General features: G+C 43.3%; 14 protein-coding genes. 10 read left to right on the forward strand and 4 right to left on the reverse strand.

Annotated elements, in window-relative coordinates:
• Nucleotides 1-134: 134 nt before the first annotated feature.
• From AC4E8A_RS06420 to AC4E8A_RS06435, 4 genes are all read left to right on the forward strand, one after another.
• A complete protein-coding gene (locus AC4E8A_RS06420) occupies nucleotides 135-818 on the forward strand; it encodes an AzlC family ABC transporter permease (RefSeq protein ID WP_490198788.1) in 684 nt (227 codons plus the stop codon).
• 13 nt (nucleotides 819-831) lie between these two features.
• Complete coding sequence (locus tag AC4E8A_RS06425) at nucleotides 832-1,122, forward strand: AzlD domain-containing protein (protein WP_490198789.1); 291 nt, start codon at nucleotides 832-834, stop codon at nucleotides 1,120-1,122.
• 328 nt (nucleotides 1,123-1,450) lie between these two features.
• Nucleotides 1,451-2,713 (forward strand): M48 family metallopeptidase, encoded by a 1,263-nt coding sequence (locus AC4E8A_RS06430; protein WP_490197485.1) that lies wholly within the window; start codon nucleotides 1,451-1,453, stop codon nucleotides 2,711-2,713.
• Between the two features lie 59 nt (nucleotides 2,714-2,772).
• A complete protein-coding gene (locus AC4E8A_RS06435) occupies nucleotides 2,773-3,708 on the forward strand; it encodes a hypothetical protein (protein WP_490197486.1) in 936 nt (311 codons plus the stop codon).
• Between the two features lie 38 nt (nucleotides 3,709-3,746).
• Here the strand turns inward: AC4E8A_RS06435 and AC4E8A_RS06440 are convergent, their stop codons facing one another.
• Nucleotides 3,747-3,986: an IDEAL domain-containing protein gene (locus AC4E8A_RS06440; protein ID WP_490197487.1), complete on the reverse strand. Its 240-nt coding sequence runs from the start codon at nucleotides 3,984-3,986 to the stop codon at nucleotides 3,747-3,749.
• 684 nt (nucleotides 3,987-4,670) lie between these two features.
• On the opposite strand from AC4E8A_RS06440, the gene AC4E8A_RS06445 reads away from it, so the two are divergent.
• Entirely contained in the window at nucleotides 4,671-5,201 is a 531-nt protein-coding gene (locus AC4E8A_RS06445) for a competence protein ComK (RefSeq protein WP_490197488.1), read from the forward strand.
• 192 nt (nucleotides 5,202-5,393) lie between these two features.
• Here AC4E8A_RS06445 and AC4E8A_RS06450 read toward each other — a convergent pair whose 3' ends face one another.
• Nucleotides 5,394-5,783 (reverse strand): YhjD family protein, encoded by a 390-nt coding sequence (locus tag AC4E8A_RS06450; protein WP_490197489.1) that lies wholly within the window; start codon nucleotides 5,781-5,783, stop codon nucleotides 5,394-5,396.
• 279 nt (nucleotides 5,784-6,062) lie between these two features.
• Here AC4E8A_RS06450 and AC4E8A_RS06455 point away from each other — a divergent pair, with 279 nt between their 5' ends.
• The 5 genes from AC4E8A_RS06455 (at nucleotide 6,063) to AC4E8A_RS06475 (ending at nucleotide 13,261) form a co-directional block, all read left to right on the forward strand.
• Nucleotides 6,063-8,036, forward strand: coding sequence for a S9 family peptidase (locus AC4E8A_RS06455; protein WP_490197490.1), 1,974 nt, complete (start codon nucleotides 6,063-6,065; stop codon nucleotides 8,034-8,036).
• Between the two features lie 252 nt (nucleotides 8,037-8,288).
• On the forward strand, nucleotides 8,289-8,906 hold the full coding sequence (locus AC4E8A_RS06460) for a TVP38/TMEM64 family protein (RefSeq protein ID WP_490197491.1): 618 nt from the start codon (nucleotides 8,289-8,291) through the stop codon (nucleotides 8,904-8,906).
• 20 nt (nucleotides 8,907-8,926) lie between these two features.
• The gene (gene lepB, locus AC4E8A_RS06465) at nucleotides 8,927-9,487 is read left to right on the forward strand and encodes a signal peptidase I (RefSeq protein WP_490197492.1); all 561 of its coding nucleotides are present in this window, start codon (nucleotides 8,927-8,929) and stop codon (nucleotides 9,485-9,487) included.
• Nucleotides 9,488-11,324: 1,837 nt separating this feature from the next.
• The gene (gene fabG, locus AC4E8A_RS06470) at nucleotides 11,325-12,065 is read left to right on the forward strand and encodes a 3-oxoacyl-ACP reductase FabG (RefSeq protein ID WP_490197493.1); all 741 of its coding nucleotides are present in this window, start codon (nucleotides 11,325-11,327) and stop codon (nucleotides 12,063-12,065) included.
• A 20-nt stretch (nucleotides 12,066-12,085) separates the two neighbouring features.
• A complete protein-coding gene (locus AC4E8A_RS06475) occupies nucleotides 12,086-13,261 on the forward strand; it encodes a thiolase family protein (RefSeq protein ID WP_490197494.1) in 1,176 nt (391 codons plus the stop codon).
• 37 nt (nucleotides 13,262-13,298) lie between these two features.
• Here AC4E8A_RS06475 and AC4E8A_RS06480 read toward each other — a convergent pair whose 3' ends face one another.
• Together AC4E8A_RS06480 and AC4E8A_RS06485 are read right to left on the reverse strand one after the other, a co-directional pair.
• A complete protein-coding gene (locus AC4E8A_RS06480; protein ID WP_490197495.1) occupies nucleotides 13,299-14,273 on the reverse strand; it encodes a quinone oxidoreductase family protein in 975 nt (324 codons plus the stop codon).
• A gap of 213 nt (nucleotides 14,274-14,486) precedes the next feature.
• The gene (locus AC4E8A_RS06485; protein ID WP_490197496.1) at nucleotides 14,487-15,032 is read right to left on the reverse strand and encodes an MFS transporter; all 546 of its coding nucleotides are present in this window, start codon (nucleotides 15,030-15,032) and stop codon (nucleotides 14,487-14,489) included.
• Nucleotides 15,033-15,583 lie beyond the last annotated feature (551 nt).

Raw genomic sequence — 15,583 nt, forward strand, 5'->3', positions numbered from 1 at the left:
TCTTGTATACTAAATTCTTCCCCGCTATAATATAATGAAATTATTTATTTCGGAATTTGATCTATTTTACATAATGGGGTGGGATGAGTGTGGAAGCGTTGATCAATACAAGAAAGCCCGGCGGCGGGTTCCGTATGGGACTGCAGTCTGGAATCAGCATTGCCGTCGGTTATTTTCCGGTAGCTCTGACATTCGGCTTGCTGGCGCGTACGACAGGACTGACTTTTTATGAAACGGTTATGATGAGCCTGCTTGTATTTGCGGGGGCTGCTCAGTATATTTCCTTGAGTTTGATTGCGCTTGGAACAGGTGTATTCGAAATTATATTAACCACATTCATCGTGAACATCCGCCACTTCCTGATGTCCGCCTCACTGAATGAAAAGCTGGAAAAAGAAAAGGGATGGGTAAAGGCCATTTATTCTTTCGGCATAACGGATGAGACTTTTACAGTGATTTCCGTCAAGGACGGTAAAGCGAAGACGTCTTTTGCTTTCGGTGTCATACTCATTTCATATGCCAGCTGGGTGCTGAACTCCGGGTTGGGTTTTATCATCGGGCAGATTCTCCCTGAATTCCTGCAAGTCAGCATGGGGGTGGCGTTGTATGCCATGTTTGTCGGTCTGCTCGTTCCTTCCATGAAAAAGAGTGTGAAAGTGGTCTTTCTGGCAGGAACTGCGGCTGCGTTAAACAGTGTGTTTCTTTTTACAACAACTATCTCCGAGGGCTGGGCGATCATGATTGCCACAATCATTTCTGCAGTGCTTGTGGAGGCAGTGGCAAGCCTCAAAAAGAAAGGGGCGGTACAAGGTGAATGAGACGATTCTTATCATGATAATAGGGATGGCCGTTGTCACGTATATTCCAAGATTAGTTCCGCTCATCATGTTTCAGGGAAAAGAGCTCCCTCCGTTTTTTCAGGGAGTCCTGAAAAATGTTCCGTTTGCCGTTTTGGGTGCATTGATATTTCCAAAGATCCTGTTGATTGAAGAAGGAGATGTCTGGTTCGGAGTCATCGGGGCAGCATCGGCGTTCCTGCTGGCTTATTTGGGGGCCAATGTTATTGTAGTTGTTCTGGGAGCCATTGCCGTGCTCTCTGTATACTCATTGTTTTTCATGTAGAGAAGAATCTGAATTTCTTCTCTTTTTGTTATTGTTTAAAAATGGATAAAATGTAGTACTGTGGTTATTATCTTTTGCCTGGGATATCCACCTCCAGCAGTCAAACCCCATAGGAAATCATCAATGAAGAAGGTCAAAGGGCAGCCCTCCTGCTCGCTTGGTTCATGCTTGTCAGGACTGTAAGACACCTGCGCTTTATTCTTTTCTAATAGGCTTACGTTGAAGTGGTAAACTAACAGCAGGGAAGTGGTCCAAATTTGAAAACTGTTTGTTCTATTTAGTGGGACATGTCATTACATATAGTATAGAGGAATGAAGGGAGGAATATATGTTGCGGAAATGGGCGTTCAGGGCTGTACTGCTCTATTTGCTTTTAGGGATATTCTTTTATGTCTATCTTTACTTCCTGGCCGATTCATCACTGCCTGATGTTTATAAAGGAAGCAATGCTGATCCGGAAACATTCATGAACAGCAGGGAACTGATGTTAAGTGAAGAGTATTCAAAGATAAAAAATTTATTGTTTTTTCTTTCCACTCCATATGAATGGCTTTTTTACTTCTTGATCCTGATTTTGGGTGCATCAAGAGCCTTCGAACGATGGTCACAGGCAACATCAAGGTTCGGGATTCTTCAGACGGGGATCTATCTATTCTGGCTGTCACTGCTTTCTAATGTGGTGATCTTTCCTTTCCAATATATTTCTTATAGGATTTCAAAGGCCTATGATATTTCCACACAAAGTTTCTCCGAGTGGATGAAGGATGAATTGACTGATTTCTGGGTGAATTACCTGACGATGTTTATCATCATCACCGTCCTCTATTGGCTGGTCAGGAAGTTCCCGAAAAGATGGTGGCTGGCGGCATGGGCATTATCGGTACCGTTCAGCATTTTCATGATGTTCATTCAGCCCGTCTTGATCGATCCCTTATACAATGACTTTACCCCTCTGAATGATAAAGTGTTGGAGGAGAAGATCCTGGACATGGCAGATCGGGCAAACATACCGTCGGATCATGTGTATGAAGTCGATATGTCCTCGAAGACCAATTCATTGAATGCCTACGTCACCGGGGTAGGATCCAATTCCAGGATTGTGTTATGGGATACGACAATCAACAGGCTGTCCGAGAGAGAAATTCTCTTTATCATGGCCCATGAAATGGCACACTATGTCGAGAAACACATTTATATCGGAATTGCCTTGTACTTGGTTTTCTCTTTCTTCGGTTTGTGGATTGCCGCAAAACTGATGAATTACATTGTCAAAAGGCATGGAGAGAAAATAAAAGTGGAGAAGGTTTCAAGCCTGAGTTCACTTCCGGTGTTCTTGTTGATCACTTCCATACTGATGTTCACCATCAGCCCGTTTTCAAATTTTATATCACGCTATCAGGAGACGCGTGCCGACCGGTATGCCATTGAAATGACACAGGATACGGAAGCAGCCATTTCATCTTTCCAGGAGTTGTCCAGGGTAGGATTGAGCCAGGTCAATCCGCCTCTCTTGGTGAAAATATTCCGTTATGGGCATCCAACCATGCTGGAAAGGCTGATTATGCTGGAAGAGCATGAAAAGAATGAATGACCGCTGAAATGAAACCAAAATCCCTCCCATTCGTATATACGAGTGGGAGGGATTTTTAAATGGATGATATAAATACACGACTTGAACAAGTAAAAGAGGAACTTAGATTACATAAGAAATGGACCACCAGACAAAGTCAGCTGAGGAATGAAATCGATGAAGCGGAAGGGAAATTGGACCGTTTCAAGGACCGGCTGGAAAAAGAAAATCAGGACGTGAATAAACTCGAAGGCTGGTCGATCACCGGTTTGCTGTTGACCATGACAGGGAAGAAGGAAGATCGTCTGCAGCGTGAAAAAGAAGAGGCAGTAAAAGCCAAGCTTCAATACGATGAGTGGAAACTGACGGTTGAAGAGCTGCTGCAGGAAGACAAGGAGTTATCAGAGAAGGTTTTGAAACTGGGCAGCCCTGATAAGAAGTATGAACTGCTGCTGGAGACAAAGGAAAAAATGATCCATGATTCTTCTTCAAGTCTCAGTGAGCTGCTGTACAATCTGGCAGAACAATCCGCAGAATATAAAGCTCAACTGAAGGAAGTGAAGGAAGCTGAAGATGCTGCCGCGACAGCCCGTTTAAAACTGGAGGCAGCTTCAGACTTTCTTAGAAGTGCCGGGAACTGGGGAATGCTCGATATTGCCGGCGGCGGATTGATGTCCAGTATGGCAAAACATTCAAAGATGGATGAAGCGCAGCGGGCACTTCATGAAGCGCAGCGATACATGAAAAGGCTGGAAAAGGAATTGCAGGACCTTAACATGGAAGCAGCTGGCACCTTAGAGGTTTCTGGTTTTCTTAACATGACAGATATGTTTTTCGATAACTTCTTCTCGGACATGATTGTCCAGGATAAAATCAGCCGTACAGCCGGCAGGGTATCCGAAACCAGAGGCAAGGTGCAAAGTCTCTCGGTGAAGTTGGAGAAACAGGCAGAAGAGCTTACGCGTGAACTTGAAGTCATAGAAGAGAAAAAACGCATTCATCTGGAAAATGCATGAAAATAAAGATGGACTGACTTTAAGAGTCAGTCCATTGGTTATATGCCATATTCATCATTCAATTTTTTGATTTGCAGCGAAAGCGTCATGAATTTTTGTTTGTCACGCTGATCAAGGGCGCAGTCCAACTCTTCTTTCAGCTTCTTTTTTTGATTCATCAAGCTGAGTTCATTCAATACCATATCAACATAAATTTCGTTCAGAGTCATCTCGGCGGCTGTTTTCCCTGACTTTGTACAAGCTCTCATCAATTCTGAATAAGTTTTCTTTTTATCCATAAGCTCACCCCTGAAGTCTTTTTAAAAGTCTCTTTTCGTAAACTTTGTTGCTATTTAATATGGATTTTGAAGTATATCGCCCTGTTTCACCAGAAAATATTCCGAAAAGCAAGAAAGAAAAGAACTGCTCTTCGATTCAGATAGAAAAGCCTTACCTTAGGATTTTTCCAGAATCAATAATAAGACGAAAACACCCTTTATAATGCAGATTACATGAAATTGAATTCCTCTCTTTGTTGATTTTCGCTACAGATGTATGACTCCGCGGTGCAGGCAGAGAGCGGTCAGATGATGACTTATTGCCAGGAGAGAGACCGTAATCCGCTTTTCGGCGGCCACGAAAGTTAGACAAGTCCCATTAGTTCCGCAGGAAATCGTACATCTTCCGCTCGATCAACCCCTATTCACAAAGATTAATGGTGTATCATTAACACTCATCCAACAAAGTTCTAATAAGGTGCCACATACATTAAAGACGATATTTCCGTGTTTATAAAAAAGCTCTTTTTGGGCCCACCGGTTTTCCGGTAAAAGAACTTTTTTCTATTATATGAGAAAAGGAAGAAGAAAACAACGTAAAATTTTAAATTTTCTGATAAATCATTTTAGATAATTTAAGGAATTTAGTGTAATTTTTGGAATATTATGTTATTATATTAGAGAAATTGTAGAGGAGGGAAAGGAATGGTCGAGAAATCTCGAATTATTGAAGAATATGAAATTAATCCCTATACGATGCTGATTATGCCGATTGAATACGGCGCCAGGACGTATACAGAAATCCATGAAGTGAGCGAAACGCTGATATCACCGTTTAAGCCTTTTGACATCATCAAGAAAAGCTGTGAGTTTTTTGGATCATCTTACCAAGGTCGGAAAGACGGCACCAAACGTTTAACAGGCATCACCCATAAAGCCCCCATCATTGTAGATCCTCATTCGTCTATTTATCTCTTTCCAACCACTTCACCGGTCAAATCCGAATGTATCTGGATATCCCAGGATCATGTCCTTTCTCATACGAAGTTAAACAGCAAAGAAATCAACGTTACATTCAGGAATCGCTGCAGCTTTACTCTTCCCATTTCCTATGCTAGCTTTGAGCAGCAAATGATGAGGACGGCGATGTTAAGGATTAATTATCAGCATCGAATTGTTCACACAGAAAGAAAAACGTCATCGAGGAATTTCACAGCTTATCCTGCCAGGGCTTAAGAACAGATACCAGCTTATTCATGGAGCCAGAAAACCTCAGGGGAAGATAGGTAACCATGGGATAATTGCCGAAGTGTAGAGGAGGAAAGTCAAAAGTCCAGCAGGATAGGTTTCTGCTGGGCTTTTGCTTCTTGTATTAGAGTGTTTTCTTGGAAGGCGGTCAGGGGCAGCCTGCAATATGGAGGTGGGCACTTATGCTTTTTTGCTTTCCTGGGTCTCGATTTTCAAGAACCGCTGATACAAATAAAACCTCAACAAATCCTCGACCCTGTTGCGGAGGCGGGGGTTGAAGTAATTGTGATGCTCCTCATATCCTTTGTAAAGGAACAGATACATGGTGAAGGCATCATCCGTCTTAATTCTTTCCACTTTCATTCCATTGTTTTTCATGTACTTCTTTACACCTGCAAGTTCGCTTTGAATGATCTTCATCGTTTCCTCGATCAGTTCCAGATATGGTCTTTTCAGTTTGAAGGGACTTTTTTCCACAACAGCGAAATCCCTGTCCAGCACAGTCAAGACCATTGGCAGGTAAATGGCCTGCTCTAAGATGTTTCGATCTTCCTCAGAAATCCTGGTCATAATCATGCTCCTTTTTATAAGGAATTTCAGAACGTTTGTTCGTATATTTATTTTACGTACTTTTCCCGGATTTATCAATATCCAATATTGCAGAACTCAGTCGAATTCCAATCTTTTTTCCATAGTATGGTTAATTAATTCAAATCTAATCAATACCTTTACCCGAGAGTGGGTAATAAAGACAGAAAAAACATTCAGATAAGAATTGAAACAGAGGATTTGAGCCAAAGCTGTCGAATTTTTTAAATAGAAATTTGATTTTGAAAAGGAGTTGGCAATTTGACAAACAAAAGAGGAGTTACTGCAGAGGATCTTTTTAAATTAAAATCTGTTTCCGATCCAAAACTATCACCTAATGGGAAAGAAGCTGTCTATGTGCTGACGGAAATGGATCAAGAAAAGAATGATTACATATCAAACCTGTATCTTATTGATATCGACACGGGTAAAAGCATTCAATGGACATTTGGAAAGAACCGAAATTCATCACCAAGGTGGTCACCTGATGGAGAAAAAGTAGTCTTTGTCTCGAACCGTTCCGACCATAGCCAGTTGTTCCTGATCTCAAGGGGGGGAGGAGAAGCACGGCAACTCACTTTCTGTCCAAATGGGGCTTCCCAGCCTGTATGGTCGCCTTGCGGGAAAAAGATTGCCTTCTCAACAGCACTGGGTGAAGGGGAATCACTCTCGGAAGGAAAGGAAGAAGAAAAGCATCCTCAACCGCTTGAAGTGACGAAAATGAAATATAAGTCCGATGACAGTGGATTTTTCAAAGGAAAAAGAAATCATATTGCCATCATTGACATGGATGCGCTTGACATGAAAACCATAACAGAGGGAGATACGGATTATTCTTTACAGTCATGGTCTCCTGATGGGAAATACATAGCTTATGGTGCAGATAAAAGTGCCGATCTTGATACCTCTTTCCAAACGGACTTATTCCTGTTCAATGTTGAGACATCCTCCGAGAGAAAAATAACAAGCGGAACCGGTTATTTCGGGAATGCAGCATGGTCGCCTGACAGCCGTTTGCTGGCTCTCCTTGGACATGAAAGGGAATACGAGAATGCAACGCTGACCAAGGTATGGCTGTATGAGTTGGAGACGGAAGGGTTTAGTTGCATGACGGGTGACCTTGACAGCCCGGTTGGGGATTTGATGGTCATCGATTTTCAGCAAGGGGTGACAAATCCAGGGATCCAGTGGAGTTCGGATAATGAAAGTTTCTATTTTATGACTACAGATAATGGAAATACCGTCCTTTATTATGGAAACCGAGACGGCGCCCTTTATCCGGCATTACTGAAAGATCAGCATATTTACGGATTTGATGTGGATGGTGAGAATCAAAAAGCTATTCTGGCCATCAGCGATCCATTGCTGCCGGGTGACTTATTCATGCTGGACATCCCGTCGGGCGATTTGAAGAGACTGACTTCTGTGAATGGTGATTTCCTATCTGAAGTTACGCTTTCGCAAACAGAAGCCATTTCGTTTAAAAGCAAGGACGATTGGGAAGTCAATGGCTGGCTGATGAAACCGGCCGGTCTGAAAGAAGGGGAAAAGTGCGGCTTGATCGTGGAGATCCACGGCGGGCCTCATATGATGTATGGAAATACATACTATCAGGAGTTTCAGGTGCTTGCAGCCGAAGGATATGCTGTGCTATTTATCAATCCAAGGGGCAGCCATGGATACGGCCAGACTTTTGTCGATGCGGTCAGGGGCGATTACGGCGGCGGAGATTATGCAGATGTGATGGCCGCAGTGACTCATGTCCTCGAGAACTATGATTTTATTGATAAAGAGAGACTTGGTGTCACAGGAGGAAGTTACGGAGGATTCATGACCAACTGGATTGTCGGCCATACCGATATGTTCAAAGCTGCGGTAACACAAAGGTCAATTTGTAACTGGGTAAGTTTTTATGGTGTGAGCGATATCGGCTATTATTTTTCCGAATGGCAGATCGATGCTGACCTGAATGATATCGAAAAGCTCTGGAAACACTCCCCGCTTGCATATGCGGACAAAATCAAAACGCCGCTTTTGATCCTGCACAGCGAGAAGGATTACCGCTGTCCGATCGAGCAGGCGGAACAGTTGTACATTGCCATTAAAAGACAAGGGAAAGAAACCGAGATGGTGCGTTTCCCTGAATCGAATCATAATCTTTCAAGGAACGGCAAACCGAATCTGAGAGTGGCAAGGTTAAACTACATTAAAGATTGGTTCAAGAAATATATTTGATTGCTTCTGTAAAAACCCGGTAATATTGCTTTACCGGGTTTTTTTCTAGAAAACGAGACAGTAAAACCGCAGTGTAAATGATATTTCATTTTCGTAACAATCTATTTAGATGACAAACCCTTATGATATACTTCATATAAGCCCTGAATTTACGATATTCAGGTATAATGAACTAGAACTAGGTTGCAAAAAGAAAATAAATAATGGAAATATGATGTTTTGTTCTGCGGTTATTTAGGGGAAAGATATAGTATGGATATAGAGATGATAAAAGCATGGTTTACACTTGAGAATATAATGGAGTTAATCAGGGAATACCGTTCGTTTGGTCCTTTGCCCGGGATTCTGCTGCCTATGCTGGAAGCCTTCCTGCCATTCCTTCCGCTGTTTGTTTTTGTACTGGCAAACGTCAATGCATTCGGCCTGTGGTTCGGCTTTTTGTTTTCATGGATGGGGGCTTCCCTGGGAGCACTGCTGGTGTTTTTGCTTGTCAGAAAATACGGCCAGACCCGCTTCTTCCGATTTCTGAAAAATAACAGGCAGGTCCACCGCTTGACGAACTGGGTGGATCGTCACGGTTTTGGTCCTTTGTTTCTGCTGTTGTGCTTTCCTTTTACACCATCAGCACTGGTCAATATTGTAGCTGGATTATCAGGGATCAATATCTTCCAGTATATGCTCGCTGTTGTCACAGGGAAAATCGTCATGATTTTTACCATTAGCTTTATCGGGCATGATATTGTATCATTATTTCAACAACCACTGCGTACGGCACTGGTATTGGCCGGAATCTTTGTTCTTTGGCTTGCCGGTAAACGGGTGGAGTCCCGCCTCAATAAAAGAATAGAAAAAGATCACTCCCGCGGGTAACCTGGGTAGGAGGAATAAGATTGAGAGACAGCATAAAAAAAGAGAGTGTTGAATGGATTAAAGCTTTAGGGATAGGGTTGGTCATTTTTGTTGTCATCAGGACTTTCCTGTTTTCAAATTATGTCGTAGAAGGCGAGTCGATGATGCCTACGCTTGAAGACGGCAATAAACTGGTCGTCAATAAGATAGGTTATCAGGTTGGTGAACTTCACCGTTATGATGTCGTTGTCTTTCACGCCAACGAAGATGAGGATTATGTAAAACGGGTCATTGGCCTGCCTGGGGATACCGTCGAGTATAAAGATGATAAGTTATATGTCAATGGCAAAGTGCAAGAGGAGCCATATCTTGATAAATTCAAAGAAGAAATGGTTGGGACCAAACTGACCGGCGATTTCACGTTAGAGGAAATCACCGGGAAACAAACTGTTCCAGAGGGAATGGTGTTTGTTCTTGGAGATAATAGACGAAGCAGCATGGACAGCCGTTACTTCGGATTTGTGGACCAGGATCAGGTGGTCGGCAAAGTAAACCTGCGTTACTGGCCTCTGAATGAATTTGATGTCCAGTTCGCTGATTAATAAAGGCTCTTTTCGTAAACTTTGTTGCTATCTGATATTCATTCCGAAAGATAGTGGAGTAATGAACCAGAAAAAACCCTGTTTAACAAGAGAGAAAAGAGCTTCTCTCTTCCTTCAGAGCGAAAAACGTAGTATGCAGGGGAAAATCCGGCTTTTGGGATTTTTCCGAAAGCAACAATATATGCGAAAACAGCCTTAATAAAAGAGCGCTTGATTCCAAAGGGGATCAGGCGTTTTTTGTTTCTTTGATAAGGAGTCGGGAGGGGTAGAGGAGATATGCGGCCTTAGGAGGCGGGTCGCTATAATGATGAAGGAGTGTGATTCCGTTAGAAGACAGGATGAATAGATACGAATAGGGAGGGACGTGCTATGGGAGGAGAGAATGATAGGTGAAGAGGTATGATTAAGGGAGGAACGTGCCTTCAGGAGTTGGGGATAGCTATATATAGCTAGTGAAGAGGTACCTTTAGAACAAAATGTAACCTGACGAGACCGCAACCCGGTAATGGCAACTTTATGAAGGAAACACCTGATTATAAACGGGTCTGGCTAGTAAAGCCAGGTGATTAAGGAAGAAACACTGTATTATAGATGAAGCTGCCCTGTAAAACCTGGTGATTAGCGAAAGAACCCCTTGTTATAAACGGAGCCTGCCTGTAAAACCAGGTGATTAGTGAAAAAACACCATATTATAAACGGAGTCCGCCTGTAAAACCAGATGATAAGCGAAAGACCACCCTGTTATAAACGGAGTCCGCCTGTAAAACCAGGTGATAAGCGAAAGACCACCCTGTTATAGACGGAGCCCGCCTGTAAAACCAGGTGATTAGTGAAAAAACACCCTGTTATAAACGGAGCCTGCCTGTAAAACCAGGTGATTAGTGAAAAAACACCATATTATAAACGGAGCCCGCCTGTAAAACCAGGTGATAAGCGAAAAACCACCCTGTTATAAACGGAGCCAGCGTGTATAATCAGGTGATTAGCGAAAGAACCCCCTGTTATAAACGGAGCCTGCCTGTAAAACCAGGTGATTAGCGAAAGAACCCCCTGTTATAAACGGAGTCGGCCTGTAAAACCAGGTGATTAGTGAAAAAACACCCTGTTATAGGTGGAGCTGCCCTGTAAAACCAGGTGATTAGCGAAAGAACACCCTGTTATAAACAGAGTCGGCCTGTAAAACCAGGTGATAAGTGAAAAACCCCCATATTATAAACGGAGCCTGCCTGTAAAACCAGGTGATTAGCAAAAAAACACCCTGTTATAAATGGAGCCTGCCTGTAAAACCAGGTGATTAGCGCAAGAACCCCCGTTATAAACGGAGGCATCTCGACTAACCAGGCAATTAAGAAAGAAACACCGTAAAATAAACGAAGCCCGCCCATAAAAACCGGGGGGCAAGAAATCCCCTGGTTTAAACGGAGCCAGCTCCGAAAATCGGTGACCAAAAATATATGCTAGCACGGAACCCGCATGGATGATTCGTCCAATCGGTTTACCGCCAAGCAACTTTCCCGTTTTTATCTATTCTTCGTCATTAACTTCGCCATCGCCTACCTCATCTTCGCCCGGGGCATCTCCACATGCTGTCATTGTTGTTGCAAGCATAGCGGCAAGAAGCATATAAAGCAGCTTTTTCTTCATTGATTTCCCTCCTTTTCTTAAGGTCTATTTTTAAATTACTAATCATAGAGTGCACTAAAACACAAAGAATATCCGAACCAGCTGTTGGCCAAACCAGTGAAATGAAGTTAAAAAATGTTTTAATAGAGGAAAATGGATGTTATTGTCGAAATATTCAACCAGAAAGTTGTTTTTATGTTGGGAGGATACATACATGAGATTGAAGGGTAAAACTGCTGTCATAACCGGAAGTGCCAATGGGATTGGCCTGGCTGCAGTAAGGAAGTTCGCCGGTGAAGGCTGCAGGGTCATCATGGCTGATTATGATGAGCAAAAGGGAAAAGAAGAAGCTGAAAAGATAAGGGAAGAAGGATATGAGGTTGTCTTTTATCAAGTAGATGTCGCAAATCGCGAAAGCGTTATCAGGTTGGCGGAAACAGTCACCGGGGAATACGGAGGGATTGATATTCTGGTCAATAATGCGGGAATCACAAGGGATGGCATGATGGCCAAAATGAGTGAAGAAGACTTCCAGAAGGTTCTGGAGGTGAACCTGACCGGAGTTTTCCATTGTACCCAGGCATTTCTGCCAGCCTTGGTAAGCAGGGGAAAGGGCAAGATCATCAACACTGCCTCTGCAAGCGGACTTTTCGGGAATGTCGGGCAAACCAACTATGCCGCATCAAAAGCAGCTGTCATTGGAATGACCAAAACCTGGGCAAAGGAATTCGGGGCAAAGGGAATCAATGTTAATGCTGTGGCACCGGGAGTGATTGAGACAGAGATGACTGCAAAGATTCCGGATAAGGTAAAAGCACAAATGAATGCTTTGATTCCTGTGGGGAAGTTCGGTAAGCCGGAAGATGCAGCAAATGCCTATCTTTTTTTAGCTTCAAATGAATCTGATTATGTAAATGGAATTGTTCTTCAAGTAGATGGCGGAATCATGATGTAAAAGAAGGGATGGGGAGAGAAATGAGAAATGTCGTAATAACTTCTGCATTCAGGACTCCTGTAGGAGCATTTGGCGGAGCATTCAAGGACCTGCTGCCAACGGATTTGATTGTACCTGTAATGAAAGCGGCAGTGGACGACAGCAATCTGGGGCCAGGAGATATTGATGAGGTTATTCTTGGACATTGCATCCAAAGGACTGATCAGCCTAATACTGCCAGAACAGCAGCCCTTTTGGCAGGATTCGCCGATACGACCACAGGCTACACCATTCAGAGACAATGTGCCAGCGGAATGCAGGCAATCATTTCCGGCTTTATGCAGATACAAACAGGCATGTCGGACATTGTACTGGCAGGCGGTGTAGAGGCAATGAGTTCAAGTCCCTATATCATGAATGGCCACCGATGGGGACAGCGCCTGCAGCATGGAGAAATACGTGACTCAGTCTGGGAAGCTCTAGAGGACCCGATTCATGGAATCATGATGGGTGAAACAGCGGAAAATCTCGCGGAGATCCATAATATTACGAGAGAGGAACAGGATGAATTGGCAAAGGTGAGTCATGAGAGAGCTGTGAAAGCTGCAGAAGATGGCCGTTTTGACAGCCAGATTGTTCCTATAACGGTAAAATCAAGGAAAGAAACGAAAACCATTACGAAAGATGAAGGTCCGCGTGCAGGATTGACGATGGAAAAACTGTCCGCTCTGAAGCCTGCTTTCCGACAAGGAGGAACTGTGACAGCCGGGAATTCATCAAGCCTGAATGACGGGGGGGCAGTTCTGATCCTCATGTCAGAAGAAGAAGCAGAAAAGCGAGGAATCAAGCCTCTTGCTAAAATTTCAGGGTGCTCTGTTGCCGGAGTCGATCCGAAGGTGATGGGCAGAGGGCCGGTGCCCGCAATGGAAAAGAGTCTTGCACAAACCGGTTGGTCTCTGGAAGAAGCAGATCTCATTGAAGTAAATGAGGCTTTTGCTGCTCAATATATTGCCGTGGAAAAAGAACTTGGCCTTGACCGTAACAAAACCAATGTGAATGGGAGCGGGATCAGCATCGGTCATCCTGTAGGCTGTACAGGTGCACGGATTGTGGTGTCATTGATTCATGAATTAAAAAGAAGGGAACTGCGAAAAGGGATAGCGTCCTTATGCGTCGGCGGAGGCATGGGGGCTGCGGTCTTTATTGAAACATTATAAGAAACAAGAATAGCCCGGATTCTCCGGGCTATTCTCATTACTCAACATTCAATATGATTTTTCCTAGATTTAATCTGCTTTCCATCAACTCATGGGCCTTTGCAGCATCATCCAAAGGAAATTCATGTCCTACTTTGATTTTGAGCTTTTCATTGACTAAAAGAGATAATACTTCTTTTGCTGTGTCATGCAAAAGGTGAGGTCTTTTTTTCCTGGTGGTTCCCAAATTGAAACCGAGAACTGATCGACAGCTTGAATATAGATCGGATGTCAATATTCTTCCTGTTTTTCCTCCCGAATTACCAAAATGGACCAAACGCCCATAGGGAGCCAAACAATCCAAACTCTTTTCAGTAATATTTCCGGCGACTGAGTCCAAGATGATATCAGCTCCTTTTCCATCAGTTATCGAATTCACGGATTGAGAAAAATCTTCCTCTTTATAACAGATGACATAGTCCGCCCCGCTTTCTTCAGCGATTTTCCTTTTATCCGGGTTGCCTACTGTCCCGATGACCGTACCCGCTCCAAGAAGCTTGGCCAATTGTATAGCTGTTGTGCCGACTCCTCCGGCTGCTGCATGAATCAAGACGGTTTCCCCTTTTTGAATTCGGGCAACATTAAAAAGCAACTGGTGTGACAGGAAAGATACGACCGGACAAGCGGCAGCTGTTGTAAAATCAAGTCCATCAGGTATAGGAAAAATCAATTCTGGTGAAGCAACAGCAAATTCAGCGTAAGTTCCATTCTTTGGGAAGGCGATTACTTTTTGCCCCTCAAACAATCCGGTCACCCCTGAACCAACCTGTTCAATAATTCCCGCTGCATCCAGGCCGGGAATAAAAGGCAGACTGGCGCCTTTTTTCCCGTATCTGGCTTTAATATCGGCGAAGTTGACACTGGTTTTCACCACTCTGATAAGTACTTCGTTATCTTTTAGCGATGGAAGCTCCACTGAACTCACCTTAAGTGTTTCTGTACCTCCAAATTCTGTTACAAGAACTGCTTTCATTTAATTCACCCTTTTGAAAGTTTTCCGGTCCTGAATATATTTGACAACTACGTTTGCAATCCTTTATTTGTATATTTATTTTTTTCGGCGATAAACTGGATTTTCTAATGAAATTGCCGGCAATTCCCTGGATGACAAAAATCGTGATCAGCAAATACAGCGATTGTTTATAAGTAAGGAGCATGATGATTAAAGGCGCTAAACCCGCCCCACTCAGAAGAATGAATACAAACTTAGATCCTTCCCTCTGTCAGCTTCAGCCAAGCGGTCAATAAAGGTGATGATAGTGGGAAGCAGAAGCGAAATGGCTGAAACAAATAAAATCGAGGATAAGAGTAAATGCAGAGGCCAGAAAGAAACAAGAGCGGCAGGATACTCATGCTCCCCAAGATAAGGCTGAAGAACAATTTTTTCGCCTCCCCCGTATTGTTTAGTGAAATAGCCAGTAAAAATAGATAATATTGCTCCGGCTAGCCCCACAGAGCGTATTGCGAGTATTTGAGAGGACGTTCCAGGGGAATGGCGCGATAAACTATCGTAGTAACCGACAAAAGTGAAGAGAAGAAGAAAAACAATTCCATAACCCATTAAGAGGTGTGGGCTCTTCAAAATAGATAAATAGGAGACGACTTTTTCAGGTGGTATATTGATGGAATATCCAACATTTTCAAAAATCGGGATCAACGTATAAATGTTACAGGCAAAGAAAATAGCCATAACCACCAACAGGGCTTCTACACGAAAAGAAAAGCGTTCCATACCAAATCCCTCCCTGCCATAAAATATGAAAGGCCTGCCTGCCTGGTTTACCTTATCTTCGGCAACTAAAAAATTTCCAGTCATATCGAACCTGTTGTTCCCGACAGAATTCATTCAGTGTATTATAATGAACTTAGACAATTTAATTCAGATAAGAATAGATTCTTCATCTGGAAATTAGGAAACTTTAAAAGGCTGAGGTGTGGATAATTAAGATTTATTCTGCATCCAGCAACCTTCCCGCCGGCTCGTCTTATGCCAGTCGGGGCTGATCAAGGCGCTTTTGCTTTTGTTCATCCAGCTCCAGCGCCTAGCCCCTCGGGGTCATAAGCCAATCCGTCAAGAAGGGTAAAGGGCAACCTTCCCGCCTGCTCGTCTTATGCCTGTCGGGGCTGATCAAGGCGCTTTTGCTTTAGTATCATCCAGCTACAAGGTCCCAACGGCTATCGAACTTCAGTCTTTCTCCTTGCGCTAAGTCATCATCGAATCGCTTTCGCTCTTCGTGATTCCTTTATCTCATACGAAAGCCTTCCAGTTCGTACGCCGCTAAA

It is taken from the genome of Bacillus sp. SRL337, assembly GCF_984799155.1.